15 protein-coding genes, 3 tRNA genes, 3 rRNA genes and 1 riboswitch are annotated in these 21743 nt (G+C 53.4%); of the genes, 17 read left to right on the top strand and 4 right to left on the bottom strand.

Annotated elements, in window-relative coordinates:
• Complete coding sequence (gene oxyR / locus FOC35_RS08245; protein WP_172568643.1) at positions 1-918, top strand: DNA-binding transcriptional regulator OxyR; 918 nt, start codon at positions 1-3, stop codon at positions 916-918.
• Here oxyR and sthA read toward each other — a convergent pair.
• Positions 901-2301, bottom strand: coding sequence for a Si-specific NAD(P)(+) transhydrogenase (sthA, locus tag FOC35_RS08240; protein ID WP_016538947.1), 1401 nt, complete (start codon positions 2299-2301; stop codon positions 901-903). The genes oxyR and sthA overlap by 18 nt on opposite strands.
• A 196-nt stretch (positions 2302-2497) precedes the next feature.
• Between sthA and fabR the strand changes: the two genes are divergently transcribed.
• Together fabR and FOC35_RS08230 are read left to right on the top strand one after the other, a co-directional pair.
• Entirely contained in the window at positions 2498-3139 is a 642-nt protein-coding gene (gene fabR / locus FOC35_RS08235; RefSeq protein ID WP_039899028.1) for an HTH-type transcriptional repressor FabR, read from the top strand.
• Between the two features lie 10 nt (positions 3140-3149).
• Complete coding sequence (locus tag FOC35_RS08230) at positions 3150-3506, top strand: YijD family membrane protein (RefSeq protein ID WP_016538949.1); 357 nt, start codon at positions 3150-3152, stop codon at positions 3504-3506.
• Between the two features lie 42 nt (positions 3507-3548).
• On the opposite strand, the gene trmA is transcribed toward FOC35_RS08230, so the two are convergent.
• The gene (gene trmA / locus FOC35_RS08225; protein ID WP_172568642.1) at positions 3549-4649 is read right to left on the bottom strand and encodes a tRNA (uridine(54)-C5)-methyltransferase TrmA; all 1101 of its coding nucleotides are present in this window, start codon (positions 4647-4649) and stop codon (positions 3549-3551) included.
• Positions 4650-4781: 132 nt separating this feature from the next.
• Positions 4782-4971: riboswitch (cobalamin riboswitch) on the top strand.
• A 68-nt stretch (positions 4972-5039) separates the two neighbouring features.
• Here trmA and btuB point away from each other — a divergent pair.
• The 8 genes from btuB (at position 5040) to FOC35_RS08185 (ending at position 13466) form a co-directional block, all read left to right on the top strand.
• On the top strand, positions 5040-6887 hold the full coding sequence (btuB, locus tag FOC35_RS08220) for a TonB-dependent vitamin B12 receptor BtuB (RefSeq protein ID WP_172570338.1): 1848 nt from the start codon (positions 5040-5042) through the stop codon (positions 6885-6887).
• Positions 6832-7713 carry a glutamate racemase gene (gene murI, locus FOC35_RS08215; protein WP_071704125.1) on the top strand — a complete coding sequence of 294 codons (882 nt, stop codon included), beginning with the start codon at positions 6832-6834 and terminating at the stop codon, positions 7711-7713. Before btuB ends, murI begins: the two co-directional genes overlap by 56 nt.
• A gap of 344 nt (positions 7714-8057) precedes the next feature.
• Positions 8058-9599 (top strand): 16S ribosomal RNA (locus tag FOC35_RS08210).
• A 74-nt stretch (positions 9600-9673) separates the two neighbouring features.
• Positions 9674-9749 (top strand) — tRNA-Glu (locus FOC35_RS08205).
• Between the two features lie 206 nt (positions 9750-9955).
• Positions 9956-12863: ribosomal RNA gene (locus tag FOC35_RS08200) — 23S ribosomal RNA — on the top strand.
• 94 nt (positions 12864-12957) lie between these two features.
• Positions 12958-13073, top strand: a 5S ribosomal RNA gene (gene rrf / locus FOC35_RS08195).
• The 16S, 23S and 5S rRNA genes sit together here with 3 tRNA genes alongside, the layout of an rRNA operon.
• Positions 13074-13263: 190 nt before the next feature.
• A tRNA-Asp gene (locus FOC35_RS08190) sits at positions 13264-13340 on the top strand.
• Positions 13341-13390: 50 nt separating this feature from the next.
• Positions 13391-13466: transfer RNA gene (locus tag FOC35_RS08185), tRNA-Trp, on the top strand.
• A gap of 79 nt (positions 13467-13545) precedes the next feature.
• Here the strand turns inward: FOC35_RS08185 and hdfR are convergent.
• Complete coding sequence (gene hdfR, locus FOC35_RS08180; protein ID WP_016538952.1) at positions 13546-14370, bottom strand: HTH-type transcriptional regulator HdfR; 825 nt, start codon at positions 14368-14370, stop codon at positions 13546-13548.
• A 119-nt stretch (positions 14371-14489) separates the two neighbouring features.
• Between hdfR and FOC35_RS08175 the strand changes: the two genes are divergently transcribed.
• Positions 14490-14828 carry a DUF413 domain-containing protein gene (locus tag FOC35_RS08175; RefSeq protein WP_016538953.1) on the top strand — a complete coding sequence of 113 codons (339 nt, stop codon included), beginning with the start codon at positions 14490-14492 and terminating at the stop codon, positions 14826-14828.
• 26 nt (positions 14829-14854) lie between these two features.
• On the opposite strand, the gene FOC35_RS08170 is transcribed toward FOC35_RS08175, so the two are convergent.
• Positions 14855-16375, bottom strand: a complete 1521-nt coding sequence (locus FOC35_RS08170; RefSeq protein WP_172568641.1) for a YifB family Mg chelatase-like AAA ATPase — start codon at positions 16373-16375, stop codon at positions 14855-14857.
• 353 nt (positions 16376-16728) lie between these two features.
• On the opposite strand from FOC35_RS08170, the gene ilvL reads away from it, so the two are divergent.
• The 5 genes from ilvL (at position 16729) to ilvD (ending at position 21741) form a co-directional block, all read left to right on the top strand.
• Positions 16729-16827, top strand: coding sequence for an ilv operon leader peptide (gene ilvL, locus FOC35_RS08165; RefSeq protein WP_071530467.1), 99 nt, complete (start codon positions 16729-16731; stop codon positions 16825-16827).
• A gap of 140 nt (positions 16828-16967) precedes the next feature.
• A complete protein-coding gene (gene ilvG, locus FOC35_RS08160; RefSeq protein ID WP_172568640.1) occupies positions 16968-18614 on the top strand; it encodes an acetolactate synthase 2 catalytic subunit in 1647 nt (548 codons plus the stop codon).
• Complete coding sequence (gene ilvM / locus FOC35_RS08155; RefSeq protein ID WP_016538957.1) at positions 18611-18868, top strand: acetolactate synthase 2 small subunit; 258 nt, start codon at positions 18611-18613, stop codon at positions 18866-18868. The genes ilvG and ilvM overlap by 4 nt, the downstream gene beginning before the upstream one ends.
• A gap of 18 nt (positions 18869-18886) precedes the next feature.
• On the top strand, positions 18887-19816 hold the full coding sequence (locus FOC35_RS08150; protein ID WP_172568639.1) for a branched-chain amino acid transaminase: 930 nt from the start codon (positions 18887-18889) through the stop codon (positions 19814-19816).
• 74 nt (positions 19817-19890) lie between these two features.
• Positions 19891-21741: a dihydroxy-acid dehydratase gene (ilvD, locus tag FOC35_RS08145; RefSeq protein WP_172568638.1), complete on the top strand. Its 1851-nt coding sequence runs from the start codon at positions 19891-19893 to the stop codon at positions 21739-21741.
• The last annotated feature ends 2 nt before the right edge of the window (positions 21742-21743 follow it).

Raw genomic sequence — 21743 nt, 5'->3', positions numbered from 1 at the left:
ATGAATATTCGAGATCTTGAATACCTGGTGGCGCTGGCCGAGCACCGCCACTTTCGCCGCGCGGCGGATTCTTGTCACGTTAGTCAGCCCACGCTGAGCGGCCAGATCCGCAAGCTGGAAGATGAGCTGGGCGTAATGCTGCTGGAGCGTACCAGCCGCAAAGTGTTATTCACCCAGGCAGGTTTATTGCTGGTTGATCAGGCGCGTACCGTTCTGCGTGAAGTTAAAGTGCTGAAGGAGATGGCGAGCCAGCAGGGCGAAGCGATGTCTGGTCCGCTGCATATCGGCCTGATCCCGACCGTCGGGCCTTATCTGCTGCCGCAAATTATTCCGATGCTGCACCAGACTTTCCCGAAGCTGGAAATGTATCTGCACGAAGCGCAGACCCATCAGCTGCTGGCGCAGCTCGATAGCGGCAAGCTCGACTGTGCGATTCTGGCGCTGGTGAAAGAGAGTGAAGCCTTTATTGAAGTGCCGCTGTTTGACGAGCCGATGGTACTGGCGGTTTATCAGGATCACCCGTGGGCGAACCGCGACCGCGTGCCGATGTCTGACCTGGCCGGTGAAAAACTGCTGATGCTGGAAGACGGCCACTGCCTGCGCGACCAGGCTATGGGCTTCTGTTTTGAAGCCGGAGCGGATGAAGATACCCATTTCCGTGCCACCAGTCTGGAAACGCTGCGCAACATGGTTGCCGCGGGGAGCGGTATCACGCTGCTGCCGGCGCTTGCCGTACCGCAGGAACGCCAGCGCGACGGCGTAGTCTATCTGCCATGTTATAAACCAGAACCACGGCGTACCGTTGGCCTGGTTTATCGTCCGGGTTCACCGCTGCGCGGCCGCTATGAGCAGCTGGCAGAGGCCATCCGCACGCAGATGGATGGCCATTTCGATTCGGCGTTAAAACAGGCGATTTAAGCCGTTTAGCGCCGCTACCCGGTAGGCTTCCGCCATTGTCGGGTAGTTGAAGGTGGTGTTAACGAAGTATTCGATAGTGTTACCGCCACCTTTCTGCTCCATTATCGCCTGGCCGATGTGAATGATTTCGGCCGCGCGCTCGCCAAAGCAGTGGATCCCCAGAATCTCTTTTGTTTCACGGTGGAACAGGATCTTCAGCGTCCCCACGTTCATGCCGACAATTTGCGCTCGCGCTAAATGCTTGAACTGCGCGCGGCCCACTTCGTAAGGCACTTTCATTGAGGTCAGCTGCTGTTCGGTTTTACCCACCGAGCTGATTTCAGGAATGGTGTAAATCCCGGTTGGGATATCTTCTACCAGATGGCCGGTCGCCTCACCTTTGACCAACGCCTGAGCCGCAATGCGCCCCTGGTCGTAGGCCGCAGAGGCCAGACTTGGGTAGCCAATAACGTCGCCCACTGCGTAAATGTGCGGTAGCGCGGTCTGGTACATGCTGTTGACCTTGATAAGCCCGCGGCTGTCGGCTTCGAGACCGATATTTTCCAGCGCCAGCGAATCCGTGTTCCCGGTACGTCCGTTGGCGTACAGCAGGCAATCTGCCTTCACTTTTTTGCCGGATTTCAGGGAGACAATTACGCCATCGTCCACGCCTTCAATCTTCTCGAACTCTTCGTTGTGGCGAATCACCACGCCGCTGTTCCAGAAGTGGTAGGAGAGCGAGTCTGACATCTCCTGATCGAGGAAGGCGAGCAGGCGGTCACGGGTGTTGATCAAGTCAACTTTTACGTTCATTCCGCGGAAGATAGAAGCATATTCGCAGCCGATGACCCCCGCGCCATAAATGATCACATGGCGCGGTTCATGATGCAGGCTGAGAATGGAGTCGCTGTCGTAGATTCGCGGGTGGGTGAAATCGACTTCCGGCGGGCGGTATGGACGCGAGCCGCATGCAATAACAAACTTCTCGGCGGTATAGGTTTCTACCGAACCATCGTGGCATTGCAATGCGATGGTATGCTCATCAACAAAATGCGCATCGCCCTGCAACATCTCGCAGCGGTTGCGCTCGTAAAAGCCCTGGCGCATGCGGGTTTGCTGGTTAATCACGCTATCAGCGTGGTTAAGGATATCGGCAAAAGAGGAACGGAGAAGGTGAGTATGGTCGCTGTATAACGGGTTTTGATTGAATTCAATGATGCGGCTGACGGCGTGTCGGAGGGCTTTCGAAGGAATGGTGCCCCAGTGGGTGCAACCGCCGCCGACATTATGGTAGCGCTCAATCACCGCTACCCTGGCTCCCTGTTTCACCAGACCCATGGCAGCACCTTCGCCCCCGGGACCGGAACCAATCACTATTGCGTCATAATCGTAGGTTTGTGGCATGGTATGACTTACCTGTTTTTATACATAAAGGCAACACGATGGTAACATCAACCGGGGAATTACCCAATTACCGTTGTGCTTTTTACCGTTACAGCGCGTTAATATCGCGTAAACAATCATTCACAATACACTATAAAAGCGGTAGCTTGATTCTCTGATATAGTTCCAGCTCTGTTTGAAGGATTCAGGCAATATAATGGGTGTAAGAGCGCAACAAAAAGAGAGAACACGGCGTTCTTTGGTAGAAGCCGCGTTTAGCCAGCTAAGCGCCGAAAGAAGCTTTGCCAGCCTGAGCCTGCGAGAGGTTGCCCGCGAAGCCGGTATCGCTCCAACATCATTTTATCGCCATTTTCGCGATGTTGATGAACTCGGTCTTACCATGGTAGATGAGAGTGGCCTGATGCTGCGCCAGCTGATGCGGCAGGCACGTCAGCGCATCGCAAAAGGCGGCAGCGTTATCCGCACGTCGGTCTCAACCTTTATGGAATTCATCGGCAATAATCCCAACGCCTTCAGGCTGCTGCTGCGCGAGCGTTCGGGAACCTCGGCGGCTTTTCGTGCCGCGGTAGCGCGTGAAATTCAGCACTTCATTGCGGAACTTGCCGATTATTTAGAACTCGAAAACCGCATGCCCCGCAGCTTCACCGAAGCGCAGGCAGAAGCGATGGTCACGATTGTTTTTAGTGCGGGCGCCGAAGCGCTGGACGTTGATATCGATCAGCGTCGTCAGCTCGAAGAGCGACTGGTGCTCCAGCTGCGTATGATCTCGAAAGGGGCTTACTACTGGTATCGCCGGGAACAAGAAAAAATGGCGCTTGCTCAATTTTCCGAAGAGTGAAGGACGAGCAATGAAACAGTTGCAAGATAGAGGTACGCTGGTGCTGGCGTTTGTCGCTGGCCTGTCGATTAACGGATCTTTTGCCGCGCTGTTTAGCTCGGTAGTGCCGTTCTCGATTTTCCCGATAATTGCGCTGGTGCTGACGGTTTATTGCCTGCATCACCGCTATCTTAACCGCACGATGCCGGTAGGCCTGCCAAGCCTTGCCGCCGCCTGTTTTGTGCTGGGCGTGCTGCTTTATAGCTCGGTTGTTCGCGTGGAGTACCCGGCTATTGGCTCAAACTTCCTGCCTTCGATTCTTTCGGTGGTGGTGCTGTTCTGGATCATGTTTAAGCTGAGAACCCGCAAGCCGGAAACTTCTGAGTAATCAGAAAAACAAAAGAGAGAAGGACGCCGTGGCGTCCTTTTTTTATTTGCGAGTGAGCAGCACGCCGCACTCCATATGGTGCGTGTAGGGGAACTGATCGAACAGCGCAAGCCTTGCCACCTCGTGAGTTTGAGACAGCGTTTCGAGGTTCTCACAAAGCGTTTGCGGATTGCAGGAGATGTAGAGAATATTTGGGTATGCCTGCACCATTTTCACCGTGTCCGCATCGAGGCCGCTGCGCGGCGGATCGACAAAGATGGTTTCACACTGATAGCTCTTCAGGTCTATGCCCTGCAGGCGATTAAATTCCCTGACGCCGTTCATCGCCTGGGTAAACTCTTCGGCCGCCATGCGGATAATCTGCACGTTGTCGATGTTATTGGCCGCAATATTGTACTGCGCTGCCGCCACCGATGGCTTAGCGATTTCCGTCGCCAGCACGCGATTAAAGTTACGCGCCAGCGCTAAAGAGAAGTTGCCGTTGCCGCAATACAGCTCGAGTAGGTCACCGCTGGAGTGTTGGGTGGCGTTCAGCGCCCATTCCAGCATTTGAATATTCATCGCCGCGTTTGGTTGGGTAAAGCTGTTTTCAACCTGACGATAAATCATCTCTTTGCCCGCGACGGGCAGGCGTTCATCGATGAAGTCCTGGTCCAGCTCAATCTTGGTTTTGGTCGCCCGACCAATCAAGTGCACGTTAAAACCGCGTGCACGGAGGCTGTCGCGTAGCGCCTGAGCATGCAGCTGCCACTCGTCGTCCAGCTTACGGTGGTAAAGCAGAGAAACTACCGCCTGATTGCTCAGGGTGGTGAGATAGTCAATCTGGAACAGTTTGTGGCGCAGAGCCGGGATATCGCGCACACCGTCGAGCATGGCGGGCATCAGGGCATTAATGAGCTCGCTTGCGGCCGGAAAGCTGTTTACGCGGATGCGGCTTTTGGTCTGCTGGTCGAACATGATGTGGTAAAGGTCGTCGCCTTCATGCCAGATACGAAACTCTGCCCGCATACGGTAGTGGCTTACCGGTGAACGGAATACCTCCGGGGCAGGCGCGGCAAAGGGTGCCATCATGCCTTGCAGGCGAGTGACTTTTTCCGCCAATTGCGCGTCGTACTGATCTGTCGGGAGGTGTTCAGGGGTCATGGCAAGCTATCCAGTCGGTCAATGAATACGTGAATATAAACTACGCGGCGATTGTAGGGATTCAACTCACGATGTCCAGCCCGATCGGTATAAGAAGTTCTGCGGGAAGTCTGGACATCTTTATAAGCCTAACGGTAGCATGGCTTTTCCGGCCTCCTGAGAGTTAAAAGGGAACCCAGTGCAATTCTGGGGCTGACGCGCAGCGGTAAGGAACGGCGAGATGAATGCATAACGCAGACACTGCTTTCTATATATAAGCGGGAAGTCCTCATCTCAATAAAGCCCCCAAGCCCGAAGACCTGCCGGAATGACGTCGCAAGTGATATGGCTATCGCGTGCTATCTGCCATATCTGCGGCATCCTATTCGAAAGCGGATGCTTATATAAATGATGATAAAGAAGGTTTCGCTGTTGTCGGCTCTGTCCGCAACGGCTTTTTCAGTTTGGGCGCAGGACAGCAACAACGATAATACCCTGATGGTAACGGCTAACCGTTTTCAGCAGCCGGTGAACAGCGTGCTGGCGCCGAACTCTGTGGTGACGCGCGAAGACATCGACCGCTGGCAGTCAAAATCACTGACCGACGTGATGCGTCGCCTGCCTGGCGTTGATATTGCGCAGAGCGGCGGACTTGGCCAGTTTTCCTCCGTGTTTGTTCGCGGGACTAACTCCAGCCACGTGCTGGTGCTTATCGACGGTATCCGCCTCAATCAGGCCGGAGTGACCGGCTCTTCCGACCTCAGCCAAATCCCTGTTTCTCTGGTCCAGCGCGTGGAGTACATTCGCGGGCCTCGTTCAGCAGTCTATGGTTCTGATGCGATCGGCGGGGTTATCAACATCATTACCACGCGGGATAAAGACGGCACGACGCTGACTGCGGGAATGGGATCGAATGGCTACCAGAACTATGATGCCAGCACCCAGCAAAAGCTTGGAGAAAATACGCGAGTGACCCTGGCGGGTAACTATGAGTATACCAAAGGCTTTGATGTAGTTGCGGATGGCAATACCGGCGGCCTGCGCCAGCCTGACCGCGACGGCTTTATGAGCAAATCCCTGTACGGAGCGCTTGAGCATAATTTCTCTGAGCAGTGGAGCGGCTTTGTGCGCGGCTACGGCTACGACAATCGCACGGCTTATGACGGTTTCTACAGCAGCTTCACGCCGAATCAGCTGGTGGATACCCGACAGCTCTACAGCCAGACCTGGGATACCGGGCTGCGCTTTAATAACGATATATTCCATTCACAGCTGATCTCCAGCTACGGCCACAGCAAAGATTACAACTTCGACCCGCGCCTTGGCCGCTACGACTCCAGCGCCACTCTCGACGAAATTAAGCAGTACAACCTGCAGTGGACTAACTCCGTTGATGTCGGGGCCGGGAACGTAGGTGCGGGCGTTGACTGGCAGAAGCAGAGTACCGAGCCGGGCACCAACTACGTAACCAACGGCTACGACCAGCGTAATACCGGTGTCTATCTGACCGCGCTGCAAAAACTGGGTGATTTCACCTTCGAAGGCGCTGCACGTAATGATGATAACTCTGAGTTTGGCAATCACGGGACCTGGCAGAGCAGCGCCGCATGGGAATTCGTAGAGGGCTATCGCTTTATTGCATCCTACGGCACCGCCTTTAAGGCGCCAAACCAGGGGCAGCTGTTTGGTTTCTACGGGAACAGAAATCTGAATCCAGAAGAAAGCCGCCAGTGGGAAGGGGCATTTGAAGGTCTGACCTCGGGTGTGAACTGGCGCGTTTCTGGTTATCGCAACCTTATTGATAACCTGATCGACTTCAACAATAACACGCTGAGCTATTACAACGTCGGCAAGGCCAATATTAAAGGGATTGAAGGTACGGCTTCCTTCGATACCGGGCCTGTACAGCATAGTATCAGCTATGACTATGTTGATGCCCGTAACGGCCTGACCGATGCACCGCTGGCCCGCCGCGCTAAGCAACAGGCGAAGTACCAGCTTGACTGGCAGCTTTACGATTTGGACTGGAGCGTAACGTATCATTACCTGGGGTCACGTTACGACACCGACTACAACACCGGTCAAACGGTGAAAATGGGCGGTGTGAGCCTGTGGGACGTTGCCTTGTCATATCCAGTCACGTCACAACTGACCGTTCGTGGTAGAATAGCTAACCTGTTCGATAAAGATTACGAGACGGTTTATGGCTACCATACTGCAGGACGGGAATACTACTTGTCTGGCAGCTACACCTTCTGATGCACATCCCACCGTGCTGGTTTTTGACTCCGGCGTCGGTGGGCTGTCCGTCTACAATGAGATTCGGCAGCTTTTGCCGAATCTCCATTACATCTACGCTTTCGACAATGTGGCGTTTCCTTACGGTGAAAAAAGCGAAGAGTTCATCGTCGAGCGAGTCGTATCGATAGTCACTGCCGTACAGCAACAATATCCTCTGGCTCTTGCCGTTATCGCTTGTAATACCGCAAGCACCGTATCTCTCCCTGCGTTACGTGAAAAGTTTGGCTTCCCGGTAGTTGGCGTTGTGCCTGCCATCAAACCGGCCGCCCGCCTGACGACGAACGGCGTGGTGGGGCTGCTTGCAACACGCGGCACGGTAAAGCGTCCTTATACTCATGAGCTAATTTCTCGGTTTGCCACAGAGTGCAAAATTGAAATGCTGGGTTCAGCGGAGCTGGTGGAGTTAGCCGAGGCGAAGCTGCACGGTGAGCCGGTATCGCTGGACGAGTTGCGCAGGATCTTGCGCCCGTGGCTGCGTATGGCCGAGCCGCCGGATACCGTCGTGCTGGGCTGCACCCACTTCCCTCTATTACAGGAAGAGCTGCTGGCAGTATTGCCGGAAGGTACAAGGATGATTGATTCCGGGGCCGCAATTGCAAGGCGCACCGTTTGGTTGTTGGAGCATGAAGCACCCGATGCTTCTTCAGCGGATCAGAATATTGCTTATTGTATGGCGTTTACGCCCGAGACTGCGCAATTAATGCCCGTTTTACAACGTTATGGCTTCGAAAAGCTCGAAAAACTGGCACTTCAGGGCGATTCTGAGCAAAAAAGCGACGCTTAAACATTTTTTTCAAATTAGGGGTTGTCAGGCTCTGAGAACTCCCTATAATGCGCCTCCACTGACACGGCAAAGCGGCTTCGAAAGCGGCTTAACAACCCGGTAGTCAGTCAGACGAAAGCGAAAATAAACGCTTGACTCTGAAAGAGGAAAGCGTAATATACGCCACCTCGAGTTAGCAAGCGAAAGCGCGTAACTCACTGCTCTTTAACAATTTATCAGACAATCTGTGTGGGCACTCGCAGGATTGATATCTCAGCATCTTCGGATGCAAAAAAATATCAAGTCTTGAAGAGTGACTACTGATTTTATAAACAGTTTTAATTCTTTGAGCATCAAACACTTTTAAATTGAAGAGTTTGATCATGGCTCAGATTGAACGCTGGCGGCAGGCCTAACACATGCAAGTCGAGCGGTAACAGGGAGTAGCTTGCTACTTTGCTGACGAGCGGCGGACGGGTGAGTAATGTCTGGGGATCTGCCTGATGGAGGGGGATAACTACTGGAAACGGTAGCTAATACCGCATAACGTCGCAAGACCAAAGAGGGGGACCTTCGGGCCTCTTGCCATCGGATGAACCCAGATGGGATTAGCTAGTAGGTGGGGTAATGGCTCACCTAGGCGACGATCCCTAGCTGGTCTGAGAGGATGACCAGCCACACTGGAACTGAGACACGGTCCAGACTCCTACGGGAGGCAGCAGTGGGGAATATTGCACAATGGGCGCAAGCCTGATGCAGCCATGCCGCGTGTGTGAAGAAGGCCTTCGGGTTGTAAAGCACTTTCAGCGAGGAGGAAGGCATTGAGGTTAATAACCTCAGTGATTGACGTTACTCGCAGAAGAAGCACCGGCTAACTCCGTGCCAGCAGCCGCGGTAATACGGAGGGTGCAAGCGTTAATCGGAATTACTGGGCGTAAAGCGCACGCAGGCGGTTTGTTAAGTCGGATGTGAAATCCCCGGGCTCAACCTGGGAACTGCATTCGAAACTGGCAAGCTTGAGTCTTGTAGAGGGGGGTAGAATTCCAGGTGTAGCGGTGAAATGCGTAGAGATCTGGAGGAATACCGGTGGCGAAGGCGGCCCCCTGGACAAAGACTGACGCTCAGGTGCGAAAGCGTGGGGAGCAAACAGGATTAGATACCCTGGTAGTCCACGCCGTAAACGATGTCGACTTGGAGGTTGTGCCCTTGAGGCGTGGCTTCCGGAGCTAACGCGTTAAGTCGACCGCCTGGGGAGTACGGCCGCAAGGTTAAAACTCAAATGAATTGACGGGGGCCCGCACAAGCGGTGGAGCATGTGGTTTAATTCGATGCAACGCGAAGAACCTTACCTACTCTTGACATCCAGAGAACTTTCCAGAGATGGATTGGTGCCTTCGGGAACTCTGAGACAGGTGCTGCATGGCTGTCGTCAGCTCGTGTTGTGAAATGTTGGGTTAAGTCCCGCAACGAGCGCAACCCTTATCCTTTGTTGCCAGCGGTTCGGCCGGGAACTCAAAGGAGACTGCCAGTGATAAACTGGAGGAAGGTGGGGATGACGTCAAGTCATCATGGCCCTTACGAGTAGGGCTACACACGTGCTACAATGGCGCATACAAAGAGAAGCGACCTCGCGAGAGCAAGCGGACCTCATAAAGTGCGTCGTAGTCCGGATTGGAGTCTGCAACTCGACTCCATGAAGTCGGAATCGCTAGTAATCGTAGATCAGAATGCTACGGTGAATACGTTCCCGGGCCTTGTACACACCGCCCGTCACACCATGGGAGTGGGTTGCAAAAGAAGTAGGTAGCTTAACCTTCGGGAGGGCGCTTACCACTTTGTGATTCATGACTGGGGTGAAGTCGTAACAAGGTAACCGTAGGGGAACCTGCGGTTGGATCACCTCCTTACCTAAAAGATACAAACCCGCGTAGTGCTCACACAGATTGTCTGATAGAAATTAACGAGCAACAGTAGTACCAGAGTCCCCATCGTCTAGAGGCCCAGGACACTGCCCTTTCACGGCTGTAACAGGGGTTCGAATCCCCTTGGGGACGCCATACCGATAATGAGTGAAAGACATTATCACTGAATATCTTAAAGATGACTTTCGAGTCGTGTTTAAGATATTGCTCTTTAACAATCCGGAACAAGCTGAAAATTGAAACGACACACTGTTTCTGTTCTCCGTAATAAGAACAGAATAGAAGTGTGTTCGAGTCTCTCAAATTTTCATAATTCGAAGCGAAACATCTTCGGGTTGTGAGGTTAAGCGACTAAGCGTACACGGTGGATGCCCTGGCAGTCAGAGGCGATGAAGGACGTGCTAATCTGCGATAAGCGTCGGTAAGGTGATATGAACCGTTATAGCCGGCGATTTCCGAATGGGGAAACCCAGTGTGTTTCGACACACTATCGTTAAGTGAATACATAGCTTAACGAAGCGAACCGGGGGAACTGAAACATCTAAGTACCCCGAGGAAAAGAAATCAACCGAGATTCCCCCAGTAGCGGCGAGCGAACGGGGAGCAGCCCAGAACCTGAATCAGTTTGTGTGTTAGTGGAAGCGTCTGGAAAGTCGCAGGGTACAGGGTGATACTCCCGTACACTAAAATGCACATACTGTGAGTTCGAAGAGTAGGGCGGGACACGTGGTATCCTGTCTGAATATGGGGGGACCATCCTCCAAGGCTAAATACTCCTGACTGACCGATAGTGAACCAGTACCGTGAGGGAAAGGCGAAAAGAACCCCGGCGAGGGGAGTGAAACAGAACCTGAAACCGTGTACGTACAAGCAGTGGGAGCCTCATTTATGGGGTGACTGCGTACCTTTTGTATAATGGGTCAGCGACTTATATTCTGTAGCAAGGTTAACCGTATAGGGGAGCCGCAGGGAAACCGAGTCTTAACTGGGCGTTAAGTTGCAGGGTATAGACCCGAAACCCGGTGATCTAGCCATGGGCAGGTTGAAGGTTGGGTAACACTAACTGGAGGACCGAACCGACTAATGTTGAAAAATTAGCGGATGACTTGTGGCTGGGGGTGAAAGGCCAATCAAACCGGGAGATAGCTGGTTCTCCCCGAAAGCTATTTAGGTAGCGCCTCGTGAACTCATCTTCGGGGGTAGAGCACTGTTTCGGCTAGGGGGCCATCCCGGCTTACCAACCCGATGCAAACTACGAATACCGAAGAATGTTATCACGGGAGACACACGGCGGGTGCTAACGTCCGTCGTGAAGAGGGAAACAACCCAGACCGCCAGCTAAGGTCCCAAAGTCATGGTTAAGTGGGAAACGATGTGGGAAGGCACAGACAGCCAGGATGTTGGCTTAGAAGCAGCCATCATTTAAAGAAAGCGTAATAGCTCACTGGTCGAGTCGGCCTGCGCGGAAGATGTAACGGGGCTAAACCATGCACCGAAGCTGCGGCAGCGACGCTTATGCGTTGTTGGGTAGGGGAGCGTTCTGTAAGCCGTTGAAGGTGGACTGTGAGGTCTGCTGGAGGTATCAGAAGTGCGAATGCTGACATAAGTAACGATAAAGCGGGTGAAAAGCCCGCTCGCCGGAAGACCAAGGGTTCCTGTCCAACGTTAATCGGGGCAGGGTGAGTCGACCCCTAAGGCGAGGCCGAAAGGCGTAGTCGATGGGAAACAGGTTAATATTCCTGTACTTGGTGTTACTGCGAAGGGGGGACGGAGAAGGCTATGTTAGCCGGGCGACGGTTGTCCCGGTTTAAGCATGTAGGCGGGAAGTTTAGGTAAATCCGGACTTCTGTTAACGCTGAGGTGTGATGACGAGGCACTACGGTGCTGAAGTAACAAATGCCCTGCTTCCAGGAAAAGCCTCTAAGCATCAGGTAACATTAAATCGTACCCCAAACCGACACAGGTGGTCAGGTAGAGAATACCAAGGCGCTTGAGAGAACTCGGGTGAAGGAACTAGGCAAAATGGTGCCGTAACTTCGGGAGAAGGCACGCTGTCGGTAGGTGAAACCCCTTGCGGGTGGAGCTGAAGGCAGTCGAAGATACCAGCTGGCTGCAACTGTTTATTAAAAACACAGCACTGTGCAAACACGAAAGTGGACGTATACGGTGTGACGCCTGCCCGGTGCCGGAAGGTTAATTGATGGGGTTATCCGCAAGGAGAAGCTCTTGATCGAAGCCCCGGTAAACGGCGGCCGTAACTATAACGGTCCTAAGGTAGCGAAATTCCTTGTCGGGTAAGTTCCGACCTGCACGAATGGCGTAATGATGGCCAGGCTGTCTCCACCCGAGACTCAGTGAAATTGAAATCGCTGTGAAGATGCAGTGTACCCGCGGCAAGACGGAAAGACCCCGTGAACCTTTACTATAGCTTGACACTGAACATTGAGCCTTGATGTGTAGGATAGGTGGGAGGCTTTGAAGCGTGGACGCCAGTCTGCGTGGAGCCAACCTTGAAATACCACCCTTTAATGTTTGATGTTCTAACGTAGACCCGTGATCCGGGTTGCGGACAGTGTCTGGTGGGTAGTTTGACTGGGGCGGTCTCCTCCTAAAGCGTAACGGAGGAGCACGAAGGTTAGCTAATCACGGTCGGACATCGTGAGGTTAGTGCAAAGGCATAAGCTAGCTTGACTGCGAGAGTGACGGCTCGAGCAGGTGCGAAAGCAGGTCTTAGTGATCCGGTGGTTCTGAATGGAAGGGCCATCGCTCAACGGATAAAAGGTACTCCGGGGATAACAGGCTGATACCGCCCAAGAGTTCATATCGACGGCGGTGTTTGGCACCTCGATGTCGGCTCATCACATCCTGGGGCTGAAGTAGGTCCCAAGGGTATGGCTGTTCGCCATTTAAAGTGGTACGCGAGCTGGGTTTAGAACGTCGTGAGACAGTTCGGTCCCTATCTGCCGTGGGCGCTGGAGAATTGAGGGGGGCTGCTCCTAGTACGAGAGGACCGGAGTGGACGCATCACTGGTGTTCGGGTTGTCATGCCAATGGCATTGCCCGGTAGCTAAATGCGGAAGAGATAAGCGCTGAAAGCATCTAAGCGCGAAACTTGCCCCGAGATGAATTCTCCCTGGGTCCTTGAGACCCCTGAAGGGACGTTGAAGACTACGACGTTGATAGGCTGGGTGTGTAAGCGTAGCGATACGTTGAGCTAACCAGTACTAATGACCCGTGAGGCTTAACCTTACAACACCAAAGGTGTTTTGCGAGACAAATCGATTTTCAGCGAAGTTCAGGATTGAACTGATGGTCACGAGATGACGGTCAGTAACAGAATTTGCCTGGCGGCCGTAGCGCGGTGGTCCCACCTGACCCCATGCCGAACTCAGAAGTGAAACGCCGTAGCGCCGATGGTAGTGTGGGGTCTCCCCATGCGAGAGTAGGGAACTGCCAGGCATCAAATTAGCAGTAATGGTAGTAATACGAGGCAGTTCGCTACTCTCAGAGAGTAGGACTGACAAACCGAAAGGTGAGTCTGAACGCTGCGAAGCAGCGGCCCGTAGGGTGAACGTAAGTTCATCAACTGCCAGGCATCAAATTAGCAGTAAACCGGGGAAACAAACCGGTGGTTGTAAAGAAATTCGGTGGAGCGGTAGTTCAGTCGGTTAGAATACCTGCCTGTCACGCAGGGGGTCGCGGGTTCGAGTCCCGTCCGTTCCGCCACTTATTAAAATTAAGCCTGCTAAATTAGCAGGCTTAATAGCAAGAAATTTAGGGGCGTAGCTCAGTTGGTAGAGCACCGGTCTCCAAAACCGGGTGTCGCGAGTTCGAGTCTCTCCGCCCCTGCCATATATAATCCTTTGCTTCGGCAAAGGATTTTTTTTGTCCAAAATTTCCCTCATTCTTTTCCTCTGCGATTAAAAGCGCATTACTGCGCCATTAATTGTGTCTTTAATAACTCTTTGATTATGCTTTGTTTATCGGTGTTTTGTAGCCAGACGGCATACAAAGGTCTGGATAAAGTCGTACTCTCCGCTACCGGCCAGATCTCTGCTTGCTCTTTTGCCCATTCAACCGGCAGGTAGGTACAACCGTTGAGTTCCGGCATCAGCTTACAGGCCATTTTTGCCGAACTGGTGGTTAAAACAGGAATATCATCGCTGCCAATCAACTCCCCTTCATACTGATGAAAATCGGCTCCCCACTCAATACGTAGATAGTTGAGAGAAGCTTTATGACTTTCCGCGGAGGAGGAATAAAGCGCCAGGCTGAAATGGCCGAGCAGCTGGCTGGCGAACTCATCCATTTTTGGTGTTTCCGTTGTTAGCAACAGATCCAGCTGGCGCTCATGAAGCTGTTTTACCAGCGACTGTCGTTGTGCAATTCGTGCTTCAAACTGCAGGCCACTATGCTGTTGATAAAGTGAGATTAACCATTCGGAAAGCATACATTCCCAGAGCGAAGCGCTTGCCCCCAGGGTTAACTGATTATGCTGAGAAGTATGTGATACCTCTTTTTTCGCGGCCAACCAGGTATTCATCAGGTTTTCCGCGTAGGGCAGCAGCCGTTCTCCGGCAGTTGTCAGCCGTATGTTATTGCGATGACGGGTAAAAAGGTTTACACCCAGCTGATTTTCGAGCTGTCGAATACGAAAGCTGACCGCTGACTGCGTCAAATAAAGTGCTTCTGCAGCACGTCCAAAATGTCGGGTTCTACTCACTTCCAGGAAGGTTTTTAGTAATTCGGTATCCACGCCTTACTCCCAAAAATAATTTGTCGTTATGATTTAAATGTTTTGTTTTACACTCTGTCAAGCGTAACTAATACTCCGCGCCATAAATAGCTCGACCAAGAAAATCAGGAGCGTGTAGGATGGCGGAAAGCTTTACGACGTCTAATCGGTTTTTCGACAATAAACATTATCCGCGTGGGTTTGCTCGCCATGGTGATTTCACCATCAAAGAGGCGCAGCTGTTAGAACGCCATGGTTTTGCGTTTAATGAGCTGGATCTCGGCAAACGTGAACCCGGAACTGAAGAAGAAGTTCAGTTTGTTGCTGTATGCCGCGGTGTACGCGAGCCTTCCACAGAGGCAGAACGTGTCTGGAGCAAGTATATGGCACGTATTAAGCGTCCAAAACGTTTTCATACTCTGTCCGGCGGTAAACCGCAGATGGACACCGTTGAAGACTACACGGACAGCGATGACTAAGAAAAATGGGGCGAAAGCCCCATTTTTTATTCAGCCAGTCTTTGTAGATGCAGCAGCAGGCGATCTATAGCCCGATAGCTGAGTGCTTCCCGAAGATGCTCCCGCTCTATCTTCTCAGCATGCTGCATATCGGCAATCGTGCGCGCGACTTTCAGCAGCCGCTGCCAGGCTCTTACCGACAAGCCCAACTTCACCAGCGTATCCTCCAGCCAAACGGAATCATCCGGCTGAAGCCTGCAGTACTCGCGTATTTCATGATTGCTTAGCAGCGCATTGAGCTTATTCTGGCGGGCAACCTGGCACTCTCTTACCCCGGCGACTCTCTTCCTTATTACGGCGCTGCCTTCGCCGTTATGCCCAGACTGGCTTAGCATTCCTGCAGGAAGGAGGGGAATATCTACGGATAAATCAAAACGATCCAGGAAAGGGCCCGAGAGACGGTTCATGTAGCGTAATGTCTGCTGTGGGCTAGAGCGATTATGCTTACCTTCAAAATGCCCGGTCGGGCCAGGATTCATGGCGGCAATGAGCTGGAATCTTGCCGGGTAGGTAATTTTTGCCCGGGTGCGTGAAATATGAATTTCACCCGACTCAATAGGTTCCCTGAGCGAGTCCAGCACCCGGCGTTCAAATTCGGGAAGCTCATCCAAAAATAGCACGCCGTTATGCGCAAGGGAGATCTCCCCGGGCTGTGGAAGAGATCCACCTCCGACGACGGAGGTAAGGGAGGCGCTGTGGTGCGGGGCCCTGAACGGACGCTGTCGCCAGTGTCGCTTAAGAAGCGAGGACTGCACCAGGCTAAGAATAGCCGCACTCTGAAGCGCCTCAGCGTCATTTAACGGGGGAAGAAGGGTGTTTAGCCTGCTTGCCAGCATCGTTTTGCCGGTACCCGGAGGGCCAATAAGCAGGAGATTGTGCCCGCCGGAGGCTGTAATCTCGAGCGCCCGTTTCCCCAGGCTCTGCCCGATAATTTCATTCATATCCTCGGCGTAGTCTGCCTGCCAGGACGAAGGGCTTGCAGGCTCACGAAGCTCTCCTTTTCCTTCAAGCCAGGCGCAAACCTCGCTCAGATGGCTGGCAATGAAACAGCCGGGCTGGCTTATCAGGCCCACCTCATCCTCATTTTCTGCGGCAACAACAATTCTCCTTCCGGCTTTTAATGCCTCCGTTGCAGAAGATATTGCCCCTGAAACCGCGCGTAATTCACCCGTGAGCGCAAGTTCGCCGATAAACTCAAGCTGTGGCAGTCTTTCGCCGCTGAGCTGCTCAGAAGCGGCCAGCAGCGCTAATGCTATGGGGAGATCGTAGCGCCCACCCTCCTTGGGAAGGTCTGCTGGCGCGAGGTTGATGGTTATCTTACGTGCGGGAAAGGTATAACCGCTGTTAATCAGCGCGCTCCTGACCCGATCCCTTGCCTCTCTGACGGTGGTTTCCGGCAGACCAACAAGCGTTAGCCCGGGAAGCCCGGCACTGATATGTACTTCAACAGTGACCTGTGGCGCATGAATGCCCAGTGCTGCTCTGGTGAAGACAACAGACAGTGACATTATTCCTCCGCGTAAAACTCCATGTTGCGGGAGGATATGGTGATTAAATATTACCCTTTTCTTTTTCCAGGAAACGCTTCGCGGACTTTTTCATCCGCACTCTTTTTTGCAAACTTCGCTGCGAGGCAGATCCCAGAACGATAATTTTTTTCTGGGTTTCATCGGGGAAATGGCTGAGTGAACCTGTTTTATGAATTATTTTCACTTTGCCCTTATTAACTGAAATTAAATAGTTTTTATGCTAATTATTTTTTGCTTGATTCTTTTCGTCATAAAAAAATATTGTGCTTTGCGTCAACTCTGTGATAACTCTGTAGGCATTACTTCGAACTAGACGTTAGAACATACAGAAAATGACAGCCCTTCTACGAGTGATTAGCCTGGTCGTGATTAGCGTGGTGGTGATTATTATCCCACCGTGCGGGGCTGCACTTGGAGAAAGAAAGGCTTAAAAATCAAGCCTGAATCGAAAAGAACCCCCGCACCGAAAGGTCCGGGGGTTTTTTGTTGACTGAAGAATGTGAAGCGAGGAACAGAGCATGCGTTGCAGAATAAAATGCTGTTTCTCCGGTAATGAGACGGGGAACTAACTATGAATGGTGCACAGTGGGTAGTACATGCGTTGCGAGCGCAGGGTGTTGAGACAGTTTTCGGTTATCCGGGCGGCGCAATTATGCCGGTGTACGATGCATTGTACGACGGCGGTGTGGAACATCTACTGTGTCGCCATGAGCAAGGTGCTGCGATGGCGGCCATCGGTTATGCGCGTGCAACCGGCAAAACCGGAGTGTGTATCGCGACTTCCGGCCCCGGCGCCACCAACCTGATAACCGGTCTGGCCGATGCTCTGTTAGATTCTGTTCCGGTTGTGGCTATCACCGGCCAGGTGGCCGTTCCGCTGATGGGCACCGATGCTTTTCAGGAAGTTGATGTTCTGGGCTTATCCCTTGCCTGTACCAAGCACAGCTTCCTGGTTGAATCTCTCGATGAGCTGCCGCGTGTGCTCGCTGAGGCGTTTGAGATAGCGAATTCTGGCCGTCCTGGCCCGGTGCTGGTTGATATCCCTAAGGATATCCAACTGGCTTCCGGCGAACCTGAACCGTGCTTGTCCACCGTTGATGATGAGCCAGATTTGCCTTTTGCTGCACTGCAACAGGCCCGCGAGATGATTTCGCACGCCAAAAAGCCGATGCTTTACGTCGGTGGTGGCGTTGGGATGGCTCAGGCTGTGCCTGCATTACGTGAGTTTATCGCCGTCACAAATATTCCCTCTACCGCCACTTTAAAAGGGCTGGGTGCGGTGCCTGCCGGGCATCCTTTTTACACCGGCATGCTCGGCATGCACGGGACAAAAGCAGCGAACCTGGCGGTTCAGGAGTGTGATTTACTGATTGCCGTGGGCGCTCGCTTTGATGACCGCGTAACCGGCAAGCTGAATACCTTTGCCCCACATGCCAAAGTTATTCATATGGATATCGACCCTGCCGAGCTGAGCAAACTGCGCCAGGCGCACGTTGCTTTGCAGGGGCCCTTGAACCAGCTGCTTCCCGCTTTACAGCAGCCTGTGCATATTGCTGAATGGCAGCAGCATATCGCCGCGCTGAATGAAGAACATCAGTGGCGCTATGACCATCCGGGTGAGGCAATTTATGCTCCTCTTCTGCTGAAGCAGCTTTCCGAACGCAAGCCGAAAGAATCCATTGTGACCACCGACGTGGGCCAGCATCAGATGTGGACCGCGCAGCATATGACCTTCACTCGTCCGGAAAATTTCATTACCTCAAGCGGTCTGGGCACCATGGGGTTTGGCCTGCCTGCCGCTGTAGGTGCGCAGGTTGCCAGACCGGAAGATACGGTTATCTGCGTCTCTGGCGACGGTTCATTCATGATGAATGTCCAGGAGCTGGGTACGATTAAGCGCAAGCAGCTGCCGGTAAAAATCCTGCTGCTGGATAACCAGCGTCTGGGGATGGTGAGACAGTGGCAGCAGCTGTTTTTCGACGAGCGTTACAGCGAAACAACCCTTACCGACAACCCTGATTTCCTCACGCTGGCCAGCGCCTTTGGCATTCCTGGACAGCACATCACCCGTAAAGACCAGGTAGAAGCCGCGTTAGACGCCATGCTGAACAGCGACGGCCCGTACATGCTTCACGTCTCAATTGATGAGTACGAAAATGTCTGGCCGTTGGTGCCGCCCGGTGCCAGTAACTCGCAAATGCTGGAGAAATTATCATGATGCAACATCAGCTCGCAGTACAGGCACGCTTTCGTCCGGAAACTTTAGAGCGCGTTTTGCGCGTAGTGCGCCACCGTGGCTTCCAGATCTGCGCCATGAATATGGCCGCGGCGGGAAATACCGACAATATTAATATTGAATTGACCGTTGCGAGCCTGCGACCTGTCGAATTACTGTTTACTCAATTAAGCAAGCTGGTTGACGTTGCCTGCGTTGAAATCCAGCAACCAACATCACAACAAATTCGCGCCTGAGCGTAAAGGAAGAGAACAATGACGACCAAGAAAGCTGATTACATCTGGTTCAACGGCGAGATGACTCCGTGGGGCGAAGCAAAAGTACACGTCATGTCCCACGCGCTGCACTACGGGACTTCGGTATTTGAAGGCATCCGCTGCTATGACTCGCACAAAGGACCAGTGGTGTTCCGCCATCGTGAACACATGCAGCGCTTGCGTGACTCAGCAAAAATCTATCGCTTCCCGGTATCGCAGAGCGTCGATGAACTGATGGAAGCCTGCCGCGCGGTTATCCGTAAAAACAACCTCACCAGCGCTTACATTCGCCCGTTGGTCTTTGTGGGTGACGTGGGCATGGGCGTTAACCCGCCTGACGGCTACACCACCGACGTCATTATCGCGGCCTTCCCGTGGGGCGCTTACCTGGGTGCAGAAGCGCTGGACCAGGGCATTGACGCGATGGTTTCTTCCTGGAACCGTGCGGCGCCTAACACTATCCCAACCGCGGCTAAAGCGGGTGGTAATTACCTGTCTTCCCTGCTGGTTGGGAGCGAAGCCCGCCGCCACGGCTATCAGGAAGGGATCGCGCTCGATGTGAACGGCTTCCTGTCAGAAGGCGCAGGTGAAAACCTGTTTGAAGTGAAAGATGGCGTTATCTATACCCCGCCGTTCACCTCTTCCGCACTGCCGGGCATCACCCGCGATGCCATTATCAAACTGGCAAAAGATTTGGGGATCGAAGTTCGCGAGCAGGTATTGTCCCGTGAATCGTTGTACCTGGCGGATGAAGTATTTATGTCCGGCACCGCGGCGGAAATCACCCCGGTGCGCAGCGTAGACCGTATTCAGGTTGGCGAAGGCCGTTGTGGCCCGGTCACCAAACGTATTCAGCAGGCATTCTTTGGCCTGTTCACCGGCGAAACCGAAGATAAATGGGGCTGGCTGGACCCGGTAAACCAATAAGTTTTACATAAAAAATATAATCAGGCGGGCGGCGACAGACCGCCTGCGACCCGACAGACTGGAGTAAATAAAGCATGCCTAAGTATCGTTCTGCCACCACAACCCATGGCCGTAATATGGCGGGTGCCCGCGCTCTGTGGCGCGCAACGGGGATGACCGACGCCGATTTCGGCAAACCTATTATCGCGGTAGTGAACTCCTTTACCCAATTCGTTCCGGGCCACGTTCACCTGCGCGACCTGGGTAAGCTGGTTGCTGAACAAATCGAAGCGTCCGGCGGCGTAGCCAAAGAGTTCAACACCATTGCGGTAGATGATGGCATTGCGATGGGACATGGCGGCATGCTTTATTCACTGCCGTCTCGCGAGCTGATTGCCGACTCGGTTGAGTACATGGTCAACGCCCACTGCGCCGATGCCATGGTGTGTATTTCGAACTGCGACAAAATCACCCCGGGGATGTTAATGGCGTCTCTGCGCCTGAATATTCCGGTTATCTTCGTTTCCGGTGGCCCGATGGAAGCCGGGAAAACTAAGCTCTCGGACCAGATAATCAAACTGGATCTGGTTGATGCGATGATTCAGGGCGCGAACCCGAACGTTAGCGACGAGCAAAGTGAGCAAATTGAGCGCTCCGCCTGCCCGACCTGCGGCTCCTGTTCCGGGATGTTCACCGCCAACTCGATGAACTGCCTGACCGAAGCGCTGGGCCTGTCGCAGCCAGGCAACGGCTCGCTGCTGGCGACCCATGCCGACCGCAAAGAACTGTTCCTCAATGCCGGGAAGCGTATTGTCGAACTGACCAAACGCTATTACGAACAGGACGATGCCAGCGCGCTGCCGCGCAACATCGCCAGCAAAGAAGCGTTCGAAAACGCCATGACGCTGGATATCGCAATGGGCGGCTCAACCAATACCGTGCTGCACCTGCTGGCCGCTGCTCAGGAAGCCGAAATTGACTTCACCATGACCGATATTGACCAGCTGTCCCGCAAAGTCCCTCAGCTGTGTAAAGTGGCGCCAAGTACCCAGAAATACCATATGGAAGACGTGCACCGTGCGGGTGGCGTTCTCGGCATCCTCGGCGAGCTGGATCGCGCCGGGTTGCTGAACCGTGAAGTGAAAAACGTGCTGGGTCTTTCCCTGCCGCAGACCCTTGATCAATACGATGTGATGTTGACCAAAGACGAGGCAGTGAAAACCATGTTCCGTGCGGGCCCTGCGGGTATTCGCACCACCCAGGCCTTCTCCCAGAGCTGCCGCTGGGACACGTTGGATGACGATCGCGCTGAAGGCTGTATCCGCTCGCTGGAAAATGCCTACAGCAAAGATGGTGGTCTGGCCGTTCTGTACGGCAACTTCGCTGAAAACGGCTGTATTGTTAAAACGGCCGGCGTTGATGAAGGCAGCCTGGTATTCTGTGGCCCGGCGAAAGTCTACGAGAGCCAGGATGACGCGGTAGAAGCTATCCTCGGCGGAAAAGTGATCGCAGGCGATGTGGTCGTTATTCGCTACGAAGGGCCGAAAGGCGGGCCGGGTATGCAGGAAATGCTCTACCCAACCACCTTCCTGAAATCTATGGGCCTCGGTAAAGCCTGCGCCCTGGTCACCGACGGCCGTTTCTCCGGCGGCACCTCCGGCCTGTCGATTGGTCACGTTTCACCGGAAGCGGCCAGCGGCGGCAACATTGCCCTGATTGAAGACGGCGACATGATTGCCATCGATATTCCAAACCGTGGCATTGATTTGCAGCTTAGCGAGCAGGAGCTGGCGGCTCGCCGTGAAGCGCAGGAAGCTCGCGGCAGCGAAGCCTGGACGCCGCGCAACCGTGAACGTCAGGTTTCCTTCGCACTGCGCGCTTACGCAAGCCTGGCTACCAGCGCGGACAAAGGCGCAGTACGCGATAAAAGTAAGCTTGGAGGCTAACC

Origin of the sequence: Cedecea sp. FDAARGOS_727, assembly GCF_012273235.1 — a bacterium.
Lineage (GTDB): Bacteria > Pseudomonadota > Gammaproteobacteria > Enterobacterales > Enterobacteriaceae > Cedecea > Cedecea davisae.
This window is presented reverse-complemented; position numbering and strand designations above follow the sequence as displayed.